Annotated in this window: 20 protein-coding genes; 11 read left to right on the top strand and 9 right to left on the bottom strand. The window is 72.0% G+C overall.

Features of this window, described 5'->3' with window-relative positions; genetic code table 11:
• Positions 1-288: 288 nt before the first annotated feature.
• Positions 289-2550 carry an ATP-binding cassette domain-containing protein gene (locus OQ02_RS19255; RefSeq protein WP_033439852.1) on the bottom strand — a complete coding sequence of 754 codons (2262 nt, stop codon included), beginning with the start codon at positions 2548-2550 and terminating at the stop codon, positions 289-291.
• A gap of 77 nt (positions 2551-2627) precedes the next feature.
• Between OQ02_RS19255 and OQ02_RS19260 the strand changes: the two genes are divergently transcribed.
• Positions 2628-3416 (top strand): TetR/AcrR family transcriptional regulator, encoded by a 789-nt coding sequence (locus OQ02_RS19260; protein ID WP_033439853.1) that lies wholly within the window; start codon positions 2628-2630, stop codon positions 3414-3416.
• 117 nt (positions 3417-3533) lie between these two features.
• Here the strand turns inward: OQ02_RS19260 and OQ02_RS19265 are convergent, their stop codons facing one another.
• On the bottom strand, positions 3534-4313 hold the full coding sequence (locus OQ02_RS19265) for an NAD(P)H-dependent oxidoreductase (protein ID WP_033439854.1): 780 nt from the start codon (positions 4311-4313) through the stop codon (positions 3534-3536).
• A gap of 140 nt (positions 4314-4453) precedes the next feature.
• Here OQ02_RS19265 and OQ02_RS19270 point away from each other — a divergent pair, with 140 nt between their 5' ends.
• Together OQ02_RS19270 and OQ02_RS19275 are read left to right on the top strand one after the other, a co-directional pair.
• Positions 4454-5302, top strand: a complete 849-nt coding sequence (locus tag OQ02_RS19270) for a helix-turn-helix transcriptional regulator (RefSeq protein WP_033439855.1) — start codon at positions 4454-4456, stop codon at positions 5300-5302.
• 174 nt (positions 5303-5476) lie between these two features.
• Positions 5477-6271 (top strand): putative protein N(5)-glutamine methyltransferase, encoded by a 795-nt coding sequence (locus OQ02_RS19275; protein WP_033440003.1) that lies wholly within the window; start codon positions 5477-5479, stop codon positions 6269-6271.
• A gap of 68 nt (positions 6272-6339) precedes the next feature.
• On the opposite strand, the gene OQ02_RS19280 is transcribed toward OQ02_RS19275, so the two are convergent.
• On the bottom strand, positions 6340-7263 hold the full coding sequence (locus OQ02_RS19280) for a GNAT family N-acetyltransferase (protein ID WP_231500114.1): 924 nt from the start codon (positions 7261-7263) through the stop codon (positions 6340-6342).
• Positions 7260-8417: a winged helix DNA-binding domain-containing protein gene (locus OQ02_RS19285; protein WP_081915756.1), complete on the bottom strand. Its 1158-nt coding sequence runs from the start codon at positions 8415-8417 to the stop codon at positions 7260-7262. The genes OQ02_RS19280 and OQ02_RS19285 overlap by 4 nt, the downstream gene beginning before the upstream one ends.
• A 76-nt stretch (positions 8418-8493) precedes the next feature.
• Here OQ02_RS19285 and OQ02_RS19290 point away from each other — a divergent pair, with 76 nt between their 5' ends.
• The 3 genes from OQ02_RS19290 (at position 8494) to OQ02_RS19300 (ending at position 13001) form a co-directional block, all read left to right on the top strand.
• Positions 8494-9075, top strand: coding sequence for a PadR family transcriptional regulator (locus OQ02_RS19290; RefSeq protein ID WP_033440006.1), 582 nt, complete (start codon positions 8494-8496; stop codon positions 9073-9075).
• 273 nt (positions 9076-9348) lie between these two features.
• A complete protein-coding gene (locus tag OQ02_RS19295) occupies positions 9349-11907 on the top strand; it encodes a DEAD/DEAH box helicase (protein WP_033440007.1) in 2559 nt (852 codons plus the stop codon).
• On the top strand, positions 11904-13001 hold the full coding sequence (locus OQ02_RS19300) for an SWIM zinc finger family protein (RefSeq protein ID WP_033439856.1): 1098 nt from the start codon (positions 11904-11906) through the stop codon (positions 12999-13001). Before OQ02_RS19295 ends, OQ02_RS19300 begins: the two co-directional genes overlap by 4 nt.
• Before the next feature lie 156 nt (positions 13002-13157).
• Here OQ02_RS19300 and OQ02_RS19305 read toward each other — a convergent pair whose 3' ends face one another.
• Both OQ02_RS19305 and OQ02_RS19310 read right to left on the bottom strand, forming a co-directional pair.
• Positions 13158-13385, bottom strand: a complete 228-nt coding sequence (locus OQ02_RS19305) for a DUF5703 family protein (RefSeq protein WP_156077160.1) — start codon at positions 13383-13385, stop codon at positions 13158-13160.
• A complete protein-coding gene (locus OQ02_RS19310; RefSeq protein WP_033439858.1) occupies positions 13385-14347 on the bottom strand; it encodes a YncE family protein in 963 nt (320 codons plus the stop codon). Before OQ02_RS19310 ends, OQ02_RS19305 begins: the two co-directional genes overlap by 1 nt.
• Positions 14348-14522: 175 nt before the next feature.
• Between OQ02_RS19310 and OQ02_RS19315 the strand changes: the two genes are divergently transcribed.
• The gene (locus tag OQ02_RS19315) at positions 14523-15590 is read left to right on the top strand and encodes a hypothetical protein (RefSeq protein WP_156077141.1); all 1068 of its coding nucleotides are present in this window, start codon (positions 14523-14525) and stop codon (positions 15588-15590) included.
• A gap of 13 nt (positions 15591-15603) precedes the next feature.
• On the opposite strand, the gene OQ02_RS19320 is transcribed toward OQ02_RS19315, so the two are convergent.
• Together OQ02_RS19320 and OQ02_RS19325 are read right to left on the bottom strand one after the other, a co-directional pair.
• Entirely contained in the window at positions 15604-16362 is a 759-nt protein-coding gene (locus OQ02_RS19320) for a carbonic anhydrase (protein ID WP_033439860.1), read from the bottom strand.
• Between the two features lie 138 nt (positions 16363-16500).
• Positions 16501-17466: an aldo/keto reductase gene (locus OQ02_RS19325; protein ID WP_033439861.1), complete on the bottom strand. Its 966-nt coding sequence runs from the start codon at positions 17464-17466 to the stop codon at positions 16501-16503.
• A 139-nt stretch (positions 17467-17605) separates the two neighbouring features.
• Here OQ02_RS19325 and OQ02_RS19330 point away from each other — a divergent pair, with 139 nt between their 5' ends.
• Genes OQ02_RS19330 through OQ02_RS19340 form a run of 3 tightly spaced genes read left to right on the top strand, consistent with a single transcriptional unit; the run spans position 17606 to position 20188 of the window.
• Positions 17606-18655 carry an LLM class F420-dependent oxidoreductase gene (locus OQ02_RS19330; protein ID WP_033439862.1) on the top strand — a complete coding sequence of 350 codons (1050 nt, stop codon included), beginning with the start codon at positions 17606-17608 and terminating at the stop codon, positions 18653-18655.
• Positions 18652-19476: an undecaprenyl-diphosphate phosphatase gene (locus tag OQ02_RS19335; RefSeq protein WP_033439863.1), complete on the top strand. Its 825-nt coding sequence runs from the start codon at positions 18652-18654 to the stop codon at positions 19474-19476. Before OQ02_RS19330 ends, OQ02_RS19335 begins: the two co-directional genes overlap by 4 nt.
• A gap of 10 nt (positions 19477-19486) precedes the next feature.
• Positions 19487-20188 (top strand): histidine phosphatase family protein, encoded by a 702-nt coding sequence (locus OQ02_RS19340; RefSeq protein ID WP_033439864.1) that lies wholly within the window; start codon positions 19487-19489, stop codon positions 20186-20188.
• A gap of 374 nt (positions 20189-20562) precedes the next feature.
• Here OQ02_RS19340 and OQ02_RS19345 read toward each other — a convergent pair whose 3' ends face one another.
• A complete protein-coding gene (locus OQ02_RS19345; RefSeq protein WP_033439865.1) occupies positions 20563-21717 on the bottom strand; it encodes a site-specific integrase in 1155 nt (384 codons plus the stop codon).
• A gap of 86 nt (positions 21718-21803) precedes the next feature.
• Between OQ02_RS19345 and OQ02_RS19350 the strand changes: the two genes are divergently transcribed.
• Positions 21804-22124, top strand: coding sequence for an ArsR/SmtB family transcription factor (locus OQ02_RS19350; protein ID WP_033439866.1), 321 nt, complete (start codon positions 21804-21806; stop codon positions 22122-22124).
• Position 22125 lies beyond the last annotated feature (1 nt).

Here is a 22125-nt window from a genome sequence, read left to right on the forward strand (position 1 = left end):
GTCTCCCATTGCAGGGTTCTCCCTCGTGCAGGGGTTCCGGCGGACCCGGATGTGGCTCGGTCCCGCCGGGGAGTGGAGGTTCTGCGATCACGTTCGCGCGGACGTGATCGGGAACGTTAGAGGACGGGCCGGGGTCGGACAATCGGCCGGCCGTGGGAACGATTCGCCATGTGGCCGATGGTCCAGTGAATCGTCAACTGACTCAATAATTTCAGTGTCGAACGAAACGAGTCTTCCCCGGTGGAGACCTGCACCGGAGAAGACTCGTTCGAGAACACGCCCGGGCGGTCAGCGCCCGATGTAGGACCGGAGGTGCTGGGCGGTGAGCGTGGAGGCGTTGTCGACCAGGGCGGCGGGCGTGCCGGTGAAGACGATCTGGCCGCCGTCGTGTCCGGCGCCGGGGCCGAGGTCGATGATCCAGTCGGCGTGGGCCATGACGGCTTGGTGGTGCTCGATCACGATGACCGTGTTGCCGTCGTCGACCAGGCGGTCGAGCAGCCCCAGCAGTTGGTCCACGTCAGCGAGGTGCAGGCCGGTGGTCGGCTCGTCCAGGATGTAGGTGGACGCCTTCTCCGCCATGTGGATCGCCAGCTTGAGCCGCTGCCGCTCGCCACCGGACAGCGTGGTCAGGGGCTGGCCCAGGGAGAGGTAGCCGAGACCGACGTCCACGAGCCGGTCGAGGATCGCCTTGGCCTGCTTCTCGGTGAAGAACCCGCGGGCGTCGGTGATGGACATGCCTAGGACTTCGCTGATGTCCTTGCCGCGCAGCTTGTGCGTGAGCACGTCGGGAGTGAACCGCTTGCCCTCGCATTCCTCGCACACGGAGGCGACGCCGGCCATCATCGCGAGGTCCGTGTAGACGAGGCCGATGCCCTTGCACTTCGGGCAGGCGCCTTCGGAGTTGGCGCTGAACAGTGCGGCTTTGACGCCGTTGGCCTTGGCGAAGGCGGTGCGGATCGGGTCGAGGAGGCCGGTGTAGGTGGCCGGGTTGGACCGTCGTGAGCCGCGGATGGGCGCCTGGTCGACGGTGACGACGTCCGGGCGGCGGGCCAGCGACCCGTGGATGAGGGAGCTCTTGCCGGACCCGGCGACGCCGGTGACGACGGTGAGCACGCCGAGGGGGATGTCGACGTCGACGTTCTTCAGGTTGTGCAGGGCGGCACCGGTGATCGGGAGTCGGCCGGTGGGCACGCGGGGGTCGTCGCGGAGTCGGGCCCGGTGGTCGAGGTGGCGGCCGGTGAGGGTGTCGGAGGCGCGGAGTTCGGCGACGGTGCCGGTGAAGGTGATGTGGCCGCCGTTGGTGCCCGCGCCGGGTCCGAGGTCGACGACGTGGTCGGCGATGCGGATGGTCTCGGGCTTGTGCTCGACCACGAGGACGGTGTTGCCCTTGTCGCGCAGGCGGAGCAGGAGGTCGTTCATGCGCTGGATGTCGTGGGGGTGCAGGCCGATGGTGGGTTCGTCGAAGACGTAGGTGACGTCGGTGAGGGCGGAGCCGAGGTGGCGGACCATCTTGACGCGTTGGGCCTCGCCGCCGGAGAGGGTGGCGGCGGGTCGGTCGAGGCTGAGGTAGCCGAGGCCGATCTCGACCAGGGAGTCGAGGAGTTCCTTGAGGGTGGTGAGCATGGGGCCGACGGAGCGGTCGGTGATCTTGGCGACCCAGTCGGCGAGGTCGCTGATCTGCATGGTGGAGCAGTCGGCGATGTTCACGCCGTCGATCTTGGACTCGAGGGCTGCGGCGTTGAGGCGTGCGCCGTGGCAGCTCGGGCACTCGGCGAAGGTGACCGCGCGGTCCACGAAGGCGCGGACGTGCGGCTGCATGTTCTCCCGGTCCTTGCCGAGGTAAAGGCGTTGGACCTTGACCAGGAGGCCTTCGTAGGTGACGTTGGTCTTGCCGATCTTGACCTTGGTGGATTCGAGGTTGAGGAAGGCGTCCCATTCCTCTTCGGTGAAGTCCTGGAGTTTCTTGTCGGCGTCGTAGAAGCCGGAGTTCAGGTAGGTCTGGACGTACCAGTTGTCGACGGTGAAGCCGGGGACGGTGATGGCGCCTTCGGCGAGCGATTTGGTGCGGTCGACGAGCTGGTCCACGTCGACGGTGGAGACGCGGCCGAGGCCTTCGCAGTGCGGGCACATGCCTTCGGGGAGGTTGAAGCTGAAGGCGCCGGAGGTGCCGATGTGGGGTGTGCCGAGGCGGCTGAAGAGGATGCGGAGCATGGTGTGGGCATCGGTGGCGGTGCCGACGGTAGAGCGCGAGTTCGCGCCCATGCGTTCCTGGTCGACGATGATGGCGGCGCTCAGGTTGCGCAGGCCGTCGACGTCGGGGCGGCCGAGGCTGGGCATGAAGGACTGGATGAACGCGGTGTAGGTCTCGTTGATGAGTCGTTGGGACTCGGCGGCGATGGTGCCGAAGACGAGGGAGGACTTGCCTGAGCCGGAGACGCCGGTGAAGACGGTGAGCCGTCGTTTGGGGATGTCGACGGAGACGTCGGCGAGGTTGTTCTCCCTGGCCCCGCGTACCTGGATGACGTCGTGGCTGTCGGCTGGTGCGGACATCGCCTTGCTTCCCCCTGCTTTGTTTATGTCGTAAAGTGAGTCCGCGCACGATACTTTAGGGTGTAAAGGGGTGGCAAGTGGCCGTCTTCGCCGGGCAGGGTGACGCGGGTCGGTCGATGCGGTTGCTGTGGCGGGGGTCCGACGGGGGATCCGGACCCGGGCTGAGCGTGGACGTGATCCTGGACGCGGCGATCGAGGTGGCGGACCGGGACGGCATGGCGGCGTTGTCGATGCGGGCGGTGGGGGAGCGGTTGGGGCGTTCGGCGATGGCGTTGTACACGTACGTGCCGAGCAAGGCCGAGTTGGTGGACCTGATGTACGACAGGGTGTTGGCCGAGTTGCCCGTGGAGTACCCGATGGACGGCGGGTGGCGGGTGGCGTTGCGGGCGTGGGCGGAGGACGTGCGGGCGTTCTTCCTGGCGCACCCGTGGGTGTTGCAGGTGTCGCAGGCGCGGCCGGTGCTGGGGCCGAACGAGTTCGCGATGGTGGAGACGTTGTTGCGGGTCCTGCGCGCGACGGGGTTGGACGCGTCGGTGTTGCGGGGTGTGGTGGGTGTGGTGATGCAGTTCGTGCGCGGCGCGGCGGGGGTGATCGCGGAGGCGCGGCGCGCGGCGCGGGAGACGGGGATGACGGACGAGGAGTGGTGGTACTCGCGGTCGTCGGTGTTCGAGGAGGTGGCGCCGGATTTCGCGGTGCGGTTCCCGTTGTCGGCGTGGATCGGGTCGGAGGAGCCTCCGCCGGTGGAGGGTGACGAGTGCGTGCCGTACCTGGAGCGGGACGCAGTGCGCAACTTCGCGGTGGGGTTGGACGTGCTGCTGGACGGTGTCGAGGCGGCGGTGGCGCGGGCTCGCGCGGGTGACGGCTGAGGGGTGCTGTTCGGGTGGTGGCGGCGCGGCCGTTCGTGCCAGGCCGGGATTCGGTTTCCGGCCGGTGGGCAGGCCGAGTCCTGCGGTGCGTCCACCGGGGAGTCGGCCTGACCGTGGTCAGCCGCGCACGTGCAGCCCGAACCCGCTGCGGCCCGCGGGCTCCAGTCCTTCCTTCAGCTGCAGCGAGGGGATCTCGTAGTCGCCGGAGTTCTGCCGCCGGAACGCGATCGGCTCGGTCGACTCCAGGGTGAGCAGGCGCTGCTCCCAGGCCTTGGCGACGTCCGGGTAGTCGTCGTCGGTCATCCGGTCGGTGCCGTACAGCACGAACGGCGGCAGCACCTCGATGCCGGGGTAGTAGAGGATGCCGTGGTGGATCGGGAACAGCAGGTCGTCGATGGGGCCGTTGATCCCGCGCGCGGTGTAATGCGACTCCGGGCCGCCGGTGGTCACCGACAGCAGGGCCTTCCTGCCGGCGAGGGTGCCTTCGCCGAAGCGGTCGCCGTACCGGGTGTCGCTGTGCTCGCCGACGCCGTACGCGAAGTGGTAGGTGAACACCCGGTCGACCCAGCCCTTGAGGATCGCGGGCATGGTGTACCACCACAGCGGGAACTGGAAGATGATCGTGTCGGCCCACAGCAGCTTCTCCTGCTCGGCTAGGACGTCCTGGGTGAGCGTCCCGGCGTCGAAGGCCCGGCCCGAGTCCAGGGCGACTTTCAGCGGAGTCGAGGCGTCGGGGCCGTAGTCCGCGGCGTCCACGACGGCTTTCCAGCTCAACGCGTACAGGTCGCTCACCCGTACTTCGTGCCCGGCGTTCTCCAGGGTGGACACGGCGAGGTCCTTCAGCGAGCTGTTGAGGGACTTCGGCTCCGGGTGGGCGTAGACGATCAGCGTCTTCACGGGAGGGCTCCTTCGGATCGGATGCCTTCGATCCTGGGTGCCGCGGCACCTGTCGTTCAGGGGCGTCTCGTCCGTCGGACCGGACTTCCTGGTATCGGCAGGGCCACCTTCGCGGGCTTCGCCGAGGCCATACTGGGTGGGTGGACGATCTCGCGGGCTTCCTGCGGACCCGGCGTGCCCGGGTCGACCCGGCGACGGTCGACCTCCCCACCGGCGGCCGTCGCCGGGTCGAAGGGCTGCGCCGTGAGGAAGTCGCCCACCTGTCCGGCGTGAGCGTCGACTACTACGTGCGCCTGGAGCAGGGTCGCGCGACCCAGCCGTCCGAGCAGGTCCTCGACGCGCTCGCGCGCGTCCTGGGTCTCGACGAGACCGAACGCGGGCACCTGTGCCGGCTCGCGCGGCAGCGCCGTCGCCGGGCGAAGGTGCCGGGCGGGCGGGTCCGGTCGGAGCTGCTGCGGGTCCTCGACCTGGTCGTCGCCGCGCCTGCGCTGATCATGGACCACCGGCTGGACGTGCTGGCCGGGAACCGCCTGGCCGGGCTCCTCCTGGGCCGGCCGATGCCGGGGTTGAACACCGCGCGGCACCTCTTTTTGGAGGAGGCCGAGCGCGGCCTCTACGCGGACTGGGACAAGTGCACGCTCGACGTGGTCGGGCACCTGCGCCTGGCCGCCGGCAAATTTCCCGAGGACCCCCGTCTGGCGTCGCTCATCGGGGAGCTGGCGATGGGCAGCGAGCGCTTCCGCCGCCTCTGGGCGCGTGCGGACGTGCGTGCCCGCACCCATGGGCGCAAGGCGTACCGGCACCCGCTGGTCGGCCTGCTGGAACTGCACCAGGAGAACTTCGCGCTGCCGGACGAACCAGGCGTGGAGCTGGTGGTGCTGTCCGCGGCTGCCGGCAGTCCCGCCGAGGACGGGCTGCGACTTCTCGCGGGTCTGGGCGCGGACAGCGGTGACGCGCATCCCGCAGCGGACGTCCAGGTCCGCGGGTGACCCGGTCCGCACCGTCGCGGCCGGGGGTCGTCCCGGTGTGGGATACGGTGTGGCTGTTCACGCGGACTTTGGAGGTGAGACCCATTTCTGCTGGTGCATGTCGGGTCGTCTCCGGCCGCGTCATGGCGGTGTAGGGACGCCCGCGTAGTTCACGCGAGAGGCGTTGTGCTGTCCATGCTGGTTCCCGATGTCGATGTGGTCGCGCGGTTGCGTGCGGCGGGTTGTGTGTTCGCCGAGGACGAGGCGCGGTTGCTGGCCGCCGCCGCTCGGACGCCCGCGGAGTTCGAGGTGTTGACGGCGCGGCGGGTGGCCGGGTTGCCGTTGGAGCACGTGGTGGGGTGGGCGGAGTTCTGCGGCCTCAGGGTCGCGGTGGATCCGGGTGTGTTCGTGCCGCGTCGGCGCACGGAGTTGATGGTGCGGGTGGCGGTGGCCGGTGCGCGGCCGGGTGCGGTGGTGGTGGACCTGTGCTGTGGTTCGGGTGCGGTGGGCGCCGCGGTGGCGGATCGGGTGGCGGGGGTGGAGTTGCACGCCGTGGACATCGATCCGGCGGCGGTGCGCTGTGCTCGTCGCAACGTCCGCGTGCCTCGCGATGGCGGGCGGGGTCTGGTCTACGAGGGTGATCTGTACGCGCCCCTGCCCGCGTCGTTGGCGGGTCGGGTGGACGTGGTGGTGGCGAATGCGCCTTACGTGCCGACCGGTGCGATCGGTTTGATGCCGCCGGAGGCCCGTGACCACGAGCCGCGGGTGGCGTTGGACGGTGGCGCGGACGGCCTGGACGTGCAGCGGCGGGTGATCGCGGACGCGGCCCGGTGGTTGGCGCCGGGTGGGCGGTTGTTGGTCGAGACGGGTGCGCGGCAGGCGGCGGGGACGGTGGCGGCGTTCGCGCGGGGCGGGTTGCGCGCGGAGGTCGTGTCGGACGCGGAGCTGTCGGCCACCGTCGTGGTGGGTCGGCTCGATCCGGCGGTGTGACCCTGTGGTTGTGACCCGGGCGGGCCTGGTGGACTTCGGTCGACCGGCCCGCCCGGGTGCCGCGCTGGTTACGCGCCGACGACGCCGTCGCTGAGTTCGCGGGCGATGTCGAGGTGCCCGGCGTGCCGCGCGTACTCCTGGAGCAGGTGGAACAGGATCCAGGCGAGGGTCGGGCGCGGTACGTCGGGTTGGCCCCAGTGGGCGGCTCTGTCGGTCAACGCGGATTCGGCGACGATGTCGCGGGACCGGGCGCACTGTTCGCGGTAGGTGGCGCGGACGCGGTCGGTGGTGTCGTCGCCTTCGATCAGCCACTCGGCGTCGTCGACGTCGGGGTTGCCGTAGGGGTGGGTGATCTCCTCGCCGCGGAAGCACCAGCGCAGCCAGCGCATTTCCACGTAGGCGAGGTGCTTGACCAGGCCGAGCGGTGTCCAGCCGGAGGGCAGGCGGCTGGTGCGCAGTTCGTCCTCGGTCATGCCGTCGATCTTGCGGAGCACGGCTTCGCGGTAGAAGTCGAGGTAGGCGAGGAGCAGTTCGGCGGTGTCGGCGATGTCCGGGGTGGGTTCGACGGGCACGGGCAGGCGTGCCAGGACGCGTCGGCCGTCGATGTCGAGGATGGCGCCGGCCTTGCGGAGGACGGTGACGGCGGCGAGGTTGTCGGTGGTGGTGTCGGCGACGATGGAGTCGACGCCGCGTCGGGGCGCTTCCTCGACCACCCGGCGCAGTGCGGCGAGGCCGACGCCGGCTCCGCGTGCGCAGCGGGCGATCCACATGCCGGTCTCGCCCTTGGCGGTGAGCCGGGCCATGCCGACGGTGCGGTCGTCCTCGACGATCTCGTAGGCGTCGTCGCGCATGGCCCGGTAGAACTCGCGGAACTCGTCGGGCCGGTCGACGGTCCAGCCGGGTGGCATCACGTCGTCGGGGTCGGTGTCCGCGACCGCGAGGCCGAGCAGGCGCTCGACTCCTTCGTCGTCCAACCGCCGCAAGAGGATCATTTCGCCAACTCCTTCTCCAACGGTGTCCGGAAGCGGGGGATCACGCGCACCCCGTCCAGCCGGGCCGCCATCCGGTCGGCCTCCCGGGCGATCGCGGCGGCTCCGTCAGTGCCGATGTCCTCCATGAGTTCCCAAACGAGTTCGCCGTCGGCGCGTTGCGCCCAACCGCCGACCACCGCGCCGTTCCACCACACCGTCGGGCCGACGTTGCCGGAGGTGTCGAAGAGGCGTGACCGGTGGTGGTCGGGGAGGTACCAGCCGCGAGCCTGCCACCCCATCGGTGTCGAATCCAGTCCCGGGAGCAGGGCGGCCCACGGCTCCGGCTCGCCGATCGGGTCGACGTCGTCGGGCAGTGCGTAGCCGTCGCCGGTGGACAGTCGCACCCGGACGGCGCCGACGGCGGTGAGGGCCTTGCGGACCGCGCCGAGGGTCCAGCCGGTCCACCACTTGACGTCCGCCTCGGTGCCGGGGCCGTAGGAGGCGAGCCAGCGGCGGACGAGTTCGGCGCGGGCTTCGTCGGGGTCGATCCCGGGCCACGGTGCGGCAGGTGTCCAGCGGAACTGGCTGCTCAGCCACGTGCCGAGGGGGCGGCTGCGGCGCAGCAGGCCGTCGGCGGCGAGGACCCGGATGATGCGGCTGGACACGTTCTGCCGGATCTCGCGGGGCGTGCCGGCCGCGACGACGACCTGTTCCAGCAGCGCGGGAACGTCCCGGGTCAGCTCGACCGCGGTCGCCTCGCCGCGCAGCCGCAGCGCCTCCAGCGTGGCCTGTTCCACCTCGGCCAGCCGGTCGGCGTCCCAACCGACGCCGTCGGCGAGGTACTGGAGCAGCCGTTGCCGTTCCTTCGCGGCGATCGCGGCGCCGGCGGCGGCCTGCACGACCGGGGCGGTGGCGGTGGTGACGGCGAACATCGTGCGGCGCATGCAGAGCAGCCGCACCAACGTCCGCCGTTCGTAGAAGGCGGCTTCGACGTCGGCGACCGAGGGCTGTCGCATCCGGGCGCAGGCGGACAGGACCACGGTGGCCGGGTCGGTGGCGTGCAGACCCACCACCGCGTCGGCCACCTCCTCGACGGAGGCCGCGGGGGTGGCCAGCAGGTGCCGGACGCCGAGGCGGGCCCGCCGCTGGGCGTCGTCGATCTCGGCGAGCGTCACCGGTCCATGGTCGGCGATCTACCCTGATCCGCGGAACCGGAGATGCGAAACCGGAATGCCGCCGGACAAGGATGAGATGTCTGCTACACGGCTGTTGGTGCTCGGGGTGGTGCGCGGGTACGGGCGCGCACATGGCTACCTGATCGGCAACGACCTGATGTCGTGGGGTGCGGGGGACTGGGCCAACGTCAAGTGGGGCTCGATCTACCACGCCCTGAAGCAGTTGACGAAGGACGGCTGCCTCGTCGACCACGCCGTGCCGCCCGCTCGGACGGATTACGAGATCACCCCCGCGGGGGAGGCGGAGTACCGGCGGCTCCTCGGTGACGCGCTGCGCCGGCCCGAGACCCGGCCGGACCTGCTCGCCGCGGGGCTGGCGCTGCTGCCGTCGTTGCGGCGGGCGGAGGCGGTGGGTCTGCTGACCGAGCGGTTGGCGGCGTTGGAGAGCCGTCGTGACGCGGCGCGCAGGCAGGTGGAGGAGTGGCGGGAGCCTGCGCACGTGAAAGAGCTGTTCGGGCTGTGGGAGCACGCGGCGGCCGGTGGGGCGGAGTGGACGCGGGGGCTGCTCGGACGGTTGGAGGGCGGCGCGTACCGGATGGCGGGGGAGCCCGGCTCGCCGGGGGAGGCCGGCAGCTGGGTTATACTCAAACTTGAATAGCGAGGGGGAGTGCTGAACACAGGGTTGGAGCGGTACGCGGCCGTCTTCGAGGCCGCCGATCCGCCACGCACGTCCACGATCGCCTTCTACCCCGACCGCGGCGCGGCCGATCAGAGCGCGCCCGGAGCCGCCAGGCAGGACGACCGGCCGGGGGACAGCGGCTCCGACCAGCGCCCGGATTCCGTCCGCGCAGGGGGTTCGGGTAGGCGCCCGGACCGTCGCTCCGCGGCCGACGTCGGCGCTGACGAGCGCTTCGGCGAGGACCGGCTCACGATCGCCACCCCCGAGGGCACTCGCTGCGACGTCCCGGCCCTCCGGCTGCCCGTCGCCGAGGCCGTCCCGCTGCTCAGCCGCGCCCGCCGCAGCCCGGACGCCCACCCGGCCGCCGCGTTCTGGGGCGCGGCCGTGGTCGTGGCGCTGCAACTCGTCTCCCGTGGCCGGGTGCGGCCCGCCGTCACGGACGGGGACTTCGACGCCTGGCTCCTCGGTCCGCTCGACGCCGCCGACCACGCCCGCGTCCGGGACCTCGCCGAAGCGATGCCGCCGCACGCCCGCGCGGTGCCGTTGGCGGGCCGTGACCCGCTCGAACTGCCCGACGCCGAACCCCTCCTGCGGTCCTTCCTGGACGCCGTCGCCGACACGATGCCGCGCGGTGCGGCGGCCGTGCACGCGGCGGGAGCCCCGGCGTTCGCCTCGACCGCGCCGCAGCAAGTGCCGCACCTGCGCGACTGGGCCGACCAGGGCGTCCGGATCTCCCTGCGGATCGAGGGCTTCGGCCCGTTCCGCGCCGTGGTGCAGGTGCACAGCCTCGCCGACCCGGCCCGCGTGGTGGACGCCGCCGAGCTGTGGGCCGCCGCCAACCAGCGGTCGCGCGCGGACGCCACCGTCGCCCTGCGCCGCGCCGCCCGGGCCTGGCCGCCGCTGGAACGGCTGCTCGACCAGCCCGTCCCGGACGAGGTCGCGCTGCTGGACTCCGACGTGGAGCACCTGCTCAGCACCGGCGCGGTCCGCCTGGCCGGCGCGGGCGTCGACGTGCACTGGCCGAAGGACCTGGTGCGTGACCTGTCGGCGAAGGTCGTCATGGGGGAGCGGCCGGGCGACCGGCCCGCGTTCTTCGGTCCCGACCAGGTCACGTCCGTCGACTGGCAGCTGGCGTTGGGCGACGACCCGCTGACCCCCGACGAGCTGGACGTGCTCGCCGAGGCGACGCGTCCCGTCGTCCGGTTGCGCGACCGCTGGACGCTGGTCGACCCCGAGCTCGCCCGTCGCGCCCGTGAACGCGCGGTCAAGCCCGTCACCGCGATCGACGCGATCGGCGCGGCCCTCACCGGCACCACCGAGATCGACGGCGTCGAGGTCGAAGTCGCCGCCACGGGCTGGCTGGACGAGCTGAAGTCGCGCCTCGCGGACCTCGACGGCGCGCCCGTCGCCCAACCCGACGCGTTGCGGGCGACGCTGCGCGACTACCAGCTGCACGGTCTGCGCTGGCTGGACCGGATGACGTCGCTCGGCCTCGGCGCGTGCCTGGCCGACGACATGGGCCTGGGCAAGACGATCACCCTCATCGCCCTGCACCTGCACCGTGACGACGGCCCGACGCTCGTCGTCTGCCCGGCGTCGCTGATGGGCAACTGGCAGCGCGAGATCGAGCGCTTCGCGCCCGGCGTCCCGGTCCGCCGCTTCCACGGCCCGCGCCGCGACATCGCGCACGACGGTTTCGTCCTCACCACCTACGGCACGATGCGCCTGGACGCCGACCGGCTCGCCGACGTCGACTGGGGCCTGGTCGTCGCCGACGAGGCGCAGCACGTGAAGAACCCGGCCTCCGACACAGCGAAGGCGTTGCGGCGCATCCCCGCCCGCGCCCGCGTGGCGCTCACCGGCACGCCGGTCGAGAACGCGCTGTCCGAGCTGTGGGCGATCCTCGACTGGACCACCCCCGGCCTGCTCGGCACGCAGGCCCAGTTCAAGGCCCGCTGGTCCGGGCCCATCGAGGCCGACCAGGACCGCGAGGCGGCACAGCGGTTCGCCCGCCTGGTCCGGCCGTTCCTGCTGCGCCGCCGCAAGACCGACCCGGGCATCGCCCCCGAACTGCCGCCGAAGACCGAGACCGACCAGCCCGTCGCGCTCACCCGGGAACAGGCCGCCCTGTACGAGGCGGTCGTGCGGGAGCTCATGGCGGAGGTCCGCGAAGCCGACGGCATCGCGCGGCGCGGCCGGATCGTCAAGCTCCTCACCGGGCTCAAGCAGGTCTGCAACCACCCGGCCCAGTACCTCAAGGAACCGTCGCCGAAGCTCGCGGGCCGCTCGGGGAAGCTGGAACTGCTCGACGAACTGCTCGACACGATCCTCGCCGAGGACGGCGCGGTGCTCGTGTTCACCCAGTACGTCGCCATGGCCCGGCTCATGGAGCAGCACCTGGCCGGCCGCGGCATCCCGACCCAGCTCCTGCACGGCGGCACACCCGTCGCCAAGCGGGAGGACATGGTGCGGCGCTTCCAGGACGGCGAGTGCCCCGTGTTCCTGCTGTCGCTCAAAGCGGCCGGCACCGGCCTCAACCTCACCCGCGCCGACCACGTCGTGCACTACGACCGGTGGTGGAACCCGGCCGTGGAGGACCAGGCCACCGACCGCGCGTACCGCATCGGCCAGACCCGGCCCGTGCAGGTGCACCGGCTCATCGCGGAGGGCACCATCGAGGACCGCATCGCGGCGATGCTGCGCGCCAAGCGCGACCTCGCCGACGCCGTGCTGGCCCGCGGCGACGCGGCGTTCACCGAACTCGGCGACGACGAACTGGCCAACCTGGTCGAACTCAGGAGCGGAACGTGAGCGACCGCGTCAAGGGCTTCCCCGCGTTCGGCAAGGGCGTCCGGCGGGCGCGGTCGTGGTGGGGCAAGGCGTGGCTCCAGGCGTTGGAGGACACGTCGCTGGACCAGGCGCCGCTGCGGCAGGGCCGCAAGTACGCGCACGCCGGGCTCGTCGGCACGATCACCGTCAGCCCCGGCCGGATCGCCGCCACGGTGTACGACGTCGAGGACACCTACCAGACGTCCGTGCACCTGACCCCGCTCACCGACGGCGAGTGGAACCGGTTCCTGGCCCAGATCGCGGCCAAGGCCGGGCACCTCGCCGCGCTGCTCGACCGGGAGATGCCGCGCGAACTCGCCGACGCCGCGGCCGACGCGGACGTGCCGCTGCTGCCCGGCATCGGCGACCTCGACCCCGAGTGCACGTGTCCGGGCTGGGAACTGCCGTGCAAGCACGCCGCCGCGCTGTGCCACCAGGCGTCGTGGCTGCTCGACGCCGACCCGTGGGTGCTGCTGCTCCTGCGCGGACGTGACCAGGACGAGGTCGTGGCGGGCGCTCGCCCGACCACCGGCGTCCTCGCCACCGCCGCCTACGCGCAGCCGGTCCGGGACCTGCCCGACGACCCGCCGCCCGGTGAGCTCGGCCCGCTGCCCGAGTTCGAACCGGCGCCCGGCCTCGACGTGGACGTGCTGCGGCTGCTCGTGGCCGACGCCGCGGTGAAAGCACGCGACGTGCTCGCCACCGGCCGGTGGCCCGCGACCGACGACCGCCGCGACCACATCCGCATGGCCGCCACCCAGCCCGGGTTGCGCGACCGCCTCGACGTCGAACCCCGCGCCGTCCGCGCCTGGCAGCAGGGTGGCGCGACCGCCCTGGACGTCCTCGAACAACCGTGGACACCGTCCACGACGGACACCGCCCGCGCCCGTGCCGCCTGGGCCAGCGGGGAACTCCCCGAACCCACCGTGCACCGCAACCGCTGGACCGTCCACAACCGACAACTGCGCTACGGCCCCGACGGCCGCTGGTACCCGTACCGCGCCACCGACGGGACGTGGTGGCCCACCGGCACCCCGCACCGCGACCCGACCGCGGCCTTCGCCGACATCGACTGACACCCGAGAACGACACCGGGGAAGCGTCCACAGTGGACGAACTTCGGGCAAAAGTGCAGTTCGAGCCCGCTTCACCACAGGTGTGGTACCACACCTGTGGTGGTCGGTTCGGGGCTTGGGCGGCGCGGCGGTGACGGACCGGCGCGGAACCCGCGTCTAGGTGATCACGCCCGGCATCACGGCGGCCGTCCGCTTGCGGCGCAGCCAGACCTTGCGCGAACCGTCCCCGAACAGCAACGTCCGCGACAGCTCCCACCCGGCGAACTCGGCGTGGATCGTCAGCTGCGTCGTCGCCGTGCGACGGGAGACACCGGCCGGCAGCCGCAGCGGCCGGTACTCCCAGTCCCCGTCGACCGCCACCCCGTCACCCGGCCCATCGCCCATCATCCGATCACCTGCATCCCTCGGCCGTCCCCGGACGCGACGAACACGCGCCCGCTGCCTGGATCGACCGCCACCGAGTCCGGCTGGCGGACCGTGGCGAACCGGTGCTCCTCCACCGGCTCGCCACCGGCGACGTCGAACCCCACGACCTCGTTGCGCCCGGTGAGGGTGATCCACACCAGGTCCCGCGCCTCGTCGTAGGCCATCCCGTACGGCGCTCCCGGCAACGGGTAGCGCAACCTCATGATCAGGGGTGCGGTGGAGAACGCCATCAGCTCGCCGCCGCGCGTGTCCACCACGAACACCCGGCCGAACCGGTCGGCGACCGCGTTCGTCGCGCCCTCGCCCGCGCGCAGCCCCGCACCGGGGCTCTCCGCCGCCGGGTCGAGGTCGAACACCGCGCTGCGCGGCCGGTCCAGCACCACCGCCGCGTCGCCCACCGCGACCAGCCGGTCCGGGCTGGAGATGCCGCTCACGACGCGCCCGTCGACCGCCACCTGCTTCAGGTCCCGCTGCGCCACCAGCGTCGCGCCGTCGACCCGGGCCACGTCCACCGGGCCGCCCTCGACCGCGCGCTGCGACGTCGACCCGTCCGGCCTGATCGTCACGACGACACCGGACGGCACCACCGCCTCCACCGCGTCACCCACGGCCACGAGGCGTTCCGCCGGGCCGGGAAGCGGCACCACGACCGGCTCACCGGACAGGTCCACGGGGTACAGGGCCACCGACGGGGGATCGGTCAACGCCACCGCGACGCGCCCGCCGGCCACCGCGACCGACGTCGCCCGCCCCAGCGGCAGCACCCGGCCCTCCGGCGTCGCGGACTGCTCCGGCGACACCTCCGGCCGGGCCGGCTCCAACGTCGCGGCCAGCTGCAACGGGTCGGCCGGGTTCTCCTCGGCCGCACAACCGGAGACCAGCACGGCTCCGGTGAGCACTACCACCGCGAGTCGGCGCAACGTCGGACCTCCCCGTTAACCCGTTCGCTCACTGCCCTCCCAGCATCCATCACCGAACCACCATCGTCACGCAGGGGGGCGGGTGTTGTCGTTGGTCTGGGAGGGTGGTAGTCGCGCTCCGCCCACCCGGACCGCCCCGTTGCGGCCACCATCCCCGGTGAGGGAAGGCGGCGCGATGACGATCGAGGACTTGCGGAGCAGGCACGTCCGGCTGCTGCGGGACCGGCGGGTGGTCGACCACCTCGACCCGCGGGCGCACCCGGCCGACACCGCACCGCGCTACCACACGTGGACCAGGGTGGCCGCCGAACCGCTGCCCTCCCGGCTCGCCCGCCTGGCCGAGGTCCGCGTCCGGCCCGCCGCCTACCGGGCCGCGCACCTGCACGACCGGCAGCGCACGCTGGACGCCCTGCAACCCGAGGTGCTGCACCTGACCCGGGCCGCCGGGCTGCCCGTCGACACACCGGTCTTCGCGGGCGTGTTCCCCACCGGCACCCTCGACGGGCTCACCGTCCCCGTGCCCGGCAGCGGCATCCTCGTCCTGGTCGACGCGTCCCTGCTGGACCTGCTCGACACCGTGCTGAAGATCATGACCGGGACGTCGCCGACCTACGGCACACCGCCCCTGCTGACCTCGGACCAGGCGTCCTACGCGCTGGCCGAGGCGTTCAACGCCCACTTCTACGGCAACGGCGCGGTCCAGGCGCGGCGGCTGCCCGAGCTGTCCGGCCAACGCCTCGCCCTGGCCGGCCTGCTGGCCCGCCGCGCCACCCAGTTCGTGCTCGCCCACGAACTCGCGCACCTGCTCGCCGGGCACCTCGTCCACGCCCGGCGCCGCACCGACCCCGACACACCCGTCGGCGCGCTCGACGCCCGGTCCGTCGGCTGGCCCCGTGAGCACGAGGCCGACCGCATCGCCGCCGTGATCATGCTGCACACCCTGGACGACCTCGGTCCGCGTGACCTCGACGCGCACGAGCCGTGCCTGGTCGGCGCGGTGCTGCTGGTGCTGTTCCTGCACGAGGTCACCGATCGGCTCGCCGACGAACTCGGCCTCACCGTCCCGTTCGCGGGCAACCACCCGCCCCCGGTGCGTCGCGTCCAGGACGTGGCCGACCACCTCGCCGGCCACGTCCGCACCCATCGCGCGATGGACCTCGCCGCCGACATCGCCACCTGGCTGGAGGACCAGCTCGGCGGGGTGCGCCACTGGTTCCGGCTGGTCGACGAGACGACCGGCTGACCACGCGGTCAGGTCACGTCAGGCGGGTCACCGCGCCCGTGTCGAGCTGGTAGCTGGCGGCGACGATCTTCAGGCCGTGGTGCGCCACCGCGGTCCGCAGCGTCACCGACCGCTCCTGCATCAACGACGCCACCCGCCGCGCCTGGTTGTCCACCGCAGCGGCGAGGAAGCGGGCCTCGTCCGCGTCCGGCGGCGTGGACAGCACCGCGGGCTCGATCGAGCGCACCAGCACGCTCACGTCACCGGACACCTGCGCCCGGCCGCGCACCACGTCGACCGTCGCCGACACGGCGCCGCACTTCGCGTGCCCCAGCACCACCACCAGCGGGATGCCCAGGTGCTCGACCCCGTACTCGATGCTGCCCAGCACGCTGTTGTCCAGCACCTCGCCCGCCGTGCGGATGGTGAACAGGTCGCCCAGCCCGTGGTCGAACACGAGCTCCGGCGGCACCCGCGAGTCCGCGCACCCCAGGATCACCGCGAACGGGTGCTGGCCCTCGACCAGCGAGTCCCGCCACCGCAGCGACTCGTGCGGGTGGGTCTGGTGCCCGGTGACGAACCGGTGGTTGCCCTCGGCGAGCTTGCGCCACGCGCCTTCCGCGTCGAGGGACGTGGCCTCGCGAGGCCCGACCGGACTGCGCCTGGTCGGGCTCTGGGCGGACGCCGGGGTGGGTGCTCCGGCGGCGATGAACGTCCCCGCCGCGGTCCCTGCCGTGATGCCGAACAGCCGACGCCGCGTCACCGCGGTCGGCTCGTCTCCTAATTCACGCACCGACAGAAAGTAGACCCGGATCGGCCTTACGGGTGATGTGGCGTCACGCAAATCACACGGGCAATCACAGATAGTGACGATTCGCCCAAGGGGGATTCATTCGGACAAAATAGAAACCGTCGCACCGGTCGACCCGAATCAGCCGAGCGGCCGTTCGGGGTAACCGAATTCCACCGCGCTCACGTCGTCCAACGCTGCGCGAATGGCGGGCGGCAGCGTCAATTCCTCCGCCGCCAGCGACCCCAGCAGCTGCACGGTGTCCCGCGCACCCACCACCGGCGCCACCACGCCCGGCCTGTCCCGCACCCACGCCAGCGCCACGCACAGCGCGTTCGTGCCCAACCCGTCCGCCGCCGTCGCCACCGCCTGCACGATCCGCGCCGCCCGCTCCGTGCGGTGCTGCTCCACGTACCCGGCGAAGTGCGCCGACGCGCCCCTGGAGTCCGACGGCGTGCCGTTGCGGTACTTCCCGGTCAGCACGCCCCGCCCCAACGGCGCCCACGGCAGCAGCCCGACCCCGTGGTGTTCCGCCGCGGGCACCACCTCGCGCTCCACGCCGCGTTCCAGCAGCGAGTACTCCACCTGCGTCGACACCAGCGGCGTGTGCCCCGGCAGCGCCGCCGCCGTGCCCAGCTGCCAGCCCGAGTAGTTCGACACCCCCGCGTACCGGACCCGGCCCGACGCCACCGCCGTGTCCAACGCCGACAGCGTCTCCTCCAGCGGCACGTTCACGTCCCACGCGTGCAGCTGCCACAGGTCCACGTGCTCCACGCCCAGGCGTCGCAGCGAGCCGTCCAGCGCGTGCAGCAGCGCGCCCCGCGATGCGCCGCCGCCGAACGGTCCGTCGTTGCGCCGCGCCACCGCCTTCGTCGCGATCACGACGTCCTCGCGCGGCACCACCTCGCCCAGCAGGCCGCCCAGGATGCGCTCGCTCTCGCCCTCCACGTACACGTCGGCGGTGTCCACCAGCGTGCCGCCCGCCTCCGTGAACGCGAGCAGCTGGGTGGCCGCCTCGTCCGCGTCGGTGTCCCTGCCCCACGTCATCGTGCCCAGGGCCATCCGGGAGACCCGCAGTCCGCTGCGGCCGAGGTATCGCTGTTCCACGCCGGGGAGCCTAAGGGGTGATCGAAATTCCGGCGGGTCGTGACGCGCATTTGTCAAGGGCGAATCTCCCCGGTGCCGGGGTGCGGGGCTTGCGGGTCGCCCTGGCCAACCAGGTTACCGAGCGGTAGGGTCCCGGTTCGTGCGACTGGGACTGAACCTCGGGTACTGGGGCGCGGGCAACGACGCCGCGAACCTCGAACTGGCCAGGGAAGCCGACCGACTGGGCTTTTCGGTGGTGTGGGCCGCCGAGGCCTACGGCTCCGACGCACCCACGGTCCTGGCCTGGGTGGCCGCGCAGACCGAACGCGTCGACGTCGGCAGCGCGATCCTCCAGATCCCGGCGCGGACACCGGCGATGACCGCGATGACCGCAGCCACCCTCGACTCGCTGTCCGGCGGCCGGTTCCGCCTCGGCCTCGGCGTGTCCGGGCCGCAGGTGTCGGAGGGCTGGCACGGCGTGCGGTTCGACAAGCCGCTGGGCCGCACCCGCGAGTACGTCGACATCGTGCGCGCCGCCCTGCGCCGCGACCGGCTGCGCTACGAGGGCGAGCACTACACGCTGCCGCTGCCCGACGGCCCCGGCAAGGCCCTCACCCTCACCGTGCACCCGGTGCGCGAGCACATCCCCGTCTACCTCGCCGCCGTCGGCCCGAAGAACGTCGAGCTCGCGGGCGAGATCGGCGACGGCTGGCTCGCGCTGTTCCTGTCGCCCGAGCACTCCGGCGACGCCCTCGCGTCCCTCAAGGCTGGCCGCGAGAAGGCGGGCAAGACCCTCGACGGGTTCGACATCGCCGCCACCGTGCCGATGTTCGTCGGCGACGACTGGCGCGCCTGCGCCGACCACGCCCGGCCGTACGCGGCCCTGTACGTCGGCGGCATGGGCAGCCGGCAGAAGAACTTCTACAACGACAACGCCGTCCGCATGGGCTTCGCCGCCGAAGCCGCCGAGGTGCAGGACAAGTACCTCGCCAAGGACTACGCGGGCGCGATGGCGGCCCTACCGCTCGAATTCCTCGACGCCACTTCGCTGCTCGGCCCGAAGGAGCGCATCGCCGAGGGCATGCGCGCCTACGCCGAAGCAGGGGTCACCACACTGACGCTTTCACCCATGCTGCAAGATCTTGAGCAGGGGATCGCCGCGCTCCGCACGGCGACCGAAGCTCTGGATCTGGCAGGAGTGGGTAGTTGAGCTGGTTGCAGGCCCTTGTCCTAGGACTAGTCCAGGGACTCACGGAATTCCTGCCCATTTCCTCGTCGGCGCACGTCAGGATCGTCAGCACACTGTTCTTCGGCAACGACGCGGGCGCGTCGTTCACCGCGGTCATCCAGCTGGGCACCGAAGTCGCGGTGCTGATCTACTTCGCCAAGGACATCGGCAACTTCATCAAAGCGTGGTTCGTCGGCCTGTTCAGCAAGGCCGCGCGCAAGACCGAGGACTACCGGATGGCCTGGTACGTCATCATCGGGTCCATCCCGATCAGCGTGCTGGGCTACCTGTTCAAGGACGAGATCCGGTCCTCGTTCCGGAACCTGTGGATCACCGCGACGGTGCTGGTGGTGTTCGGCATCCTGCTCGGCGTCGCCGACCACTTCGCCCAGCACCTGCGGTCCAAGCTGAAGCTCACCGACGCCGTCGGCATGGGCCTCGCCCAGGCCCTGGCGCTGATCCCCGGCGTGTCCCGCTCCGGCGGCACGCTCACCGCGGGCCTGTTCCTCGGCCTGGACCGCGCCGCCGCCGCGCGCTACTCGTTCCTGCTGGCGCTGCCGGCGGTGTTCGGTGCCGGGATCTTCAGCATCCCCGACGTGCTCGACCGGTCCGGCTCCAACGCCGCGTCCGTGCCGCAGATGATCGTCGCCACGATCGTCGCGTTCGGGGTCGGCTACGCCACGATCGCCTGGCTGCTGCGGTACGTCTCGAAGCACAGCTACTCGGCGTTCGTGTGGTACCGGCTGCTGCTCGGCATCACGCTGATGGGGCTGCTGTCGATGGGTCTGCTCAACCCCACATAGGGTTGGTCCCGTGGCTACCGTGATCCTGTTGCGACACGCCCGGTCCACCGCCAACGGATCGGGCGTCCTCGCGGGCCGGCAAACCGGCGTTCGGCTGTCCGAGCGTGGCGAGGACCAGGCCGCGGACCTGGTCCGACGGCTCGCCGGAGTTCCCCTCCAGGCCGTGGTGACGTCTCCGCTGGAACGCTGCGCGCAGACCTTGGCGCCGCTGCTGGCCGAACGCGGCCTCGAAGCGACCGTCGAACCGGACATCGTCGAGGTCGACTACGGCCAGTGGACCGGGCGCGCGATCAAGGACCTCGTCGGCGAACCGCTGTGGACGGTCGTGCAGCAGCACCCGTCCGCGGCGGTGTTCCCCGAGGGAGAAGGCCTCGCCGCCCTCCAAGCGCGTGCTGTGGCCGCCATCAGGGCGCACGACGCCCGGATCACCGCCGAGCACGGTCCTCGCGCCGTGTGGCTGGCGTGCAGCCACGGCGACGTGATCAAGGCGGTGCTCGCGGACGCGCTCGGCGTCCACCTCGACGGGTTCCAGCGCATCGTGGTCGACCCGGCGTCCGTGTCGGTCGTGCAGTACACGGAGACGCGGCCGTTCGTGCTGCGCGTCAACGACAACGGCGGGGACCTGTCCGCGCTCGTGCCCGCGCCCGCGGAGGACAAAGCGGCCGAGCCGCTGTCCTCCGACGCCGTCGTGGGCGGCACCACCGGAGCCTGAGAGCACCCGGGCCGGGAACACCGGGCCGGGAGCAGGGAACTGGAGCATCGCGTGGCCCCCGGACAGTGCAGGGTAGTCCGGGGGCCACGGTGCGTTCGGCCGGGGCGGGCGGCCTCGTGGGACGATCGTATTGGCGTTAACGCGCAGGTAAATGCCCTCCCGAGGGGTGGGCACCCGGAGCCGCCACTCGGGCGGGTGCAGGTCAGATTGCCGCCCTGGCACCGGAAAGCGCTTGAAACCGCAGCTCAGAGCATGTGGAAACGCCGCGGAAACAACCGTGGCAAGCGATCGGGTGCCCTAACCGGCTAGACCGTTCGGTTCCGCCCGGAAGGACCGCGCGTGTTAGAAGTTAACGACGCGCTGTGCGCCCTTGATCACAGTCCGAGGCGGGTGACGGCGTTGTCCTCCAACGGGTTCGCCGTCCTGATGTACCGGTGCACGGTCCGCGGGTTCGTCCAGCGGCCCTGCCGCATGATCTCCCGGTCGCTCGCACCGCCCAGCGCCGCCTGCGTCGCGAACCCGGCCCGCAGCGAGTGCCCGCCGAACATCGCCGGGTCCAGGCCCGCGCGCAGCGCGTACCGCTTCACCACGTCCGACACGGCCCGGTCCGACATCGACCGCGCGCCGATGCCGCCGTGCCGCGTCACCGACGGGAACAACGGGCCGCGCAACGGACCCGGCCGGTAGTCGTGGCAGCGGTGCGTCGGCTGCGGGTCGCCCTCGTCCTCCAGGAACGCCCGCCGGTCCGGCGCGGTCAGCACGTCCACCCAGTCGGCGAACGAGCACACCGGGCACGTGGGCCGCCGGGCGCCGCGGGGGAGCACCACCCGCTGCCGGTGCGCGCCGGTCTGGTCGGTCTTCGTGACGCCCAACTCGACCAGCAGCAGCGGCTCGTGCGTGCGCGGGTCCACGTCCACGGTGACGTCCTCCAGCGCCACGGCGGCCAGTTCGCTGCGCCGCAACGCGCCCGCGAACCCGACCAGCAGCAGCAGTGCGTCCCGGCGGCGCGCCACGCCCGTCGGCCACCCCGGTGGGGGGCGTTCCGCCAGCAACGCCTCCAGCGTCCCCAGCAGCACCGGCCGCTTGCGCCTGGGCTGCGCCTGCCGGGTGCGGCGGATGCCGCGCAGCGTCAGCCGGACGACGTCCGAGCGGGTGGGGGAGGGTAGGCCGCCGGCGGCGTGCACCGCGGCGATCGCGGCGGCCTTGCGCTCCAAGGTGGACGGACCGAACGCGGGGGAGCCGTCGGCTTTCACCGCGTCCGCCGCCACCGCCAGGTAGACCGCGACGTCGACCGGGTCGGCGGGCAGCGCCACGCGTCCCTCGGCCTCGCACCACGCCGCCCAGCCGACCCAGTCGGAGCGGTAGGCGCGCAGGGTGTTCGGGGACTGGGCGGCCCGCAGGTACCCGGAGAGCGAGGCGGCCTGCTCGTCGTCGAACCGGCGGCGGACCTGCTCCAGTGCGGCGTGGTCGACGAGGACCGTGTGCGTGACGCGGTCGAGTTCGGCACGCACCGGCTCGGGCAGGGTCACGAGATCACCCTAACACTTTCGAGTGGTTATATAGCTTCAGTGTTGACTAAAGAGCCACTAATCCGTGGCGGCTACTATGCGAAGTCGTGCGCGCTCTACAACACCCCGCTGCGGAGGACATCGACCTCGCGACGGTGCTCAGCGCGCTCGCGGACCCCGTCCGACTGAAGATCGTCGCCGAACTCGCGCGGTCCGGCGGGATCGTCTGTGGGCAGTTCGACGTGCCGGTCGGCATGTCGACGCTCTCGCACCACCTGAAGGTCCTCCGCGAGGCCGGCGTGCTCCGTGTGACGCCGCAGGGCAGCTACCGCACGCACGAACTGCGGCGCGAGGAGATGGAGCGGCGGTTCCCGGGCGTGCTGGACTCCGTCATGCGGGCGATCGGGTCGGACCCGCCGCCCGCATGAC

The sequence above is a fragment of the Saccharothrix sp. NRRL B-16314 genome, from assembly GCF_000716595.1.
Taxonomy (GTDB): domain Bacteria; phylum Actinomycetota; class Actinomycetes; order Mycobacteriales; family Pseudonocardiaceae; genus Actinosynnema.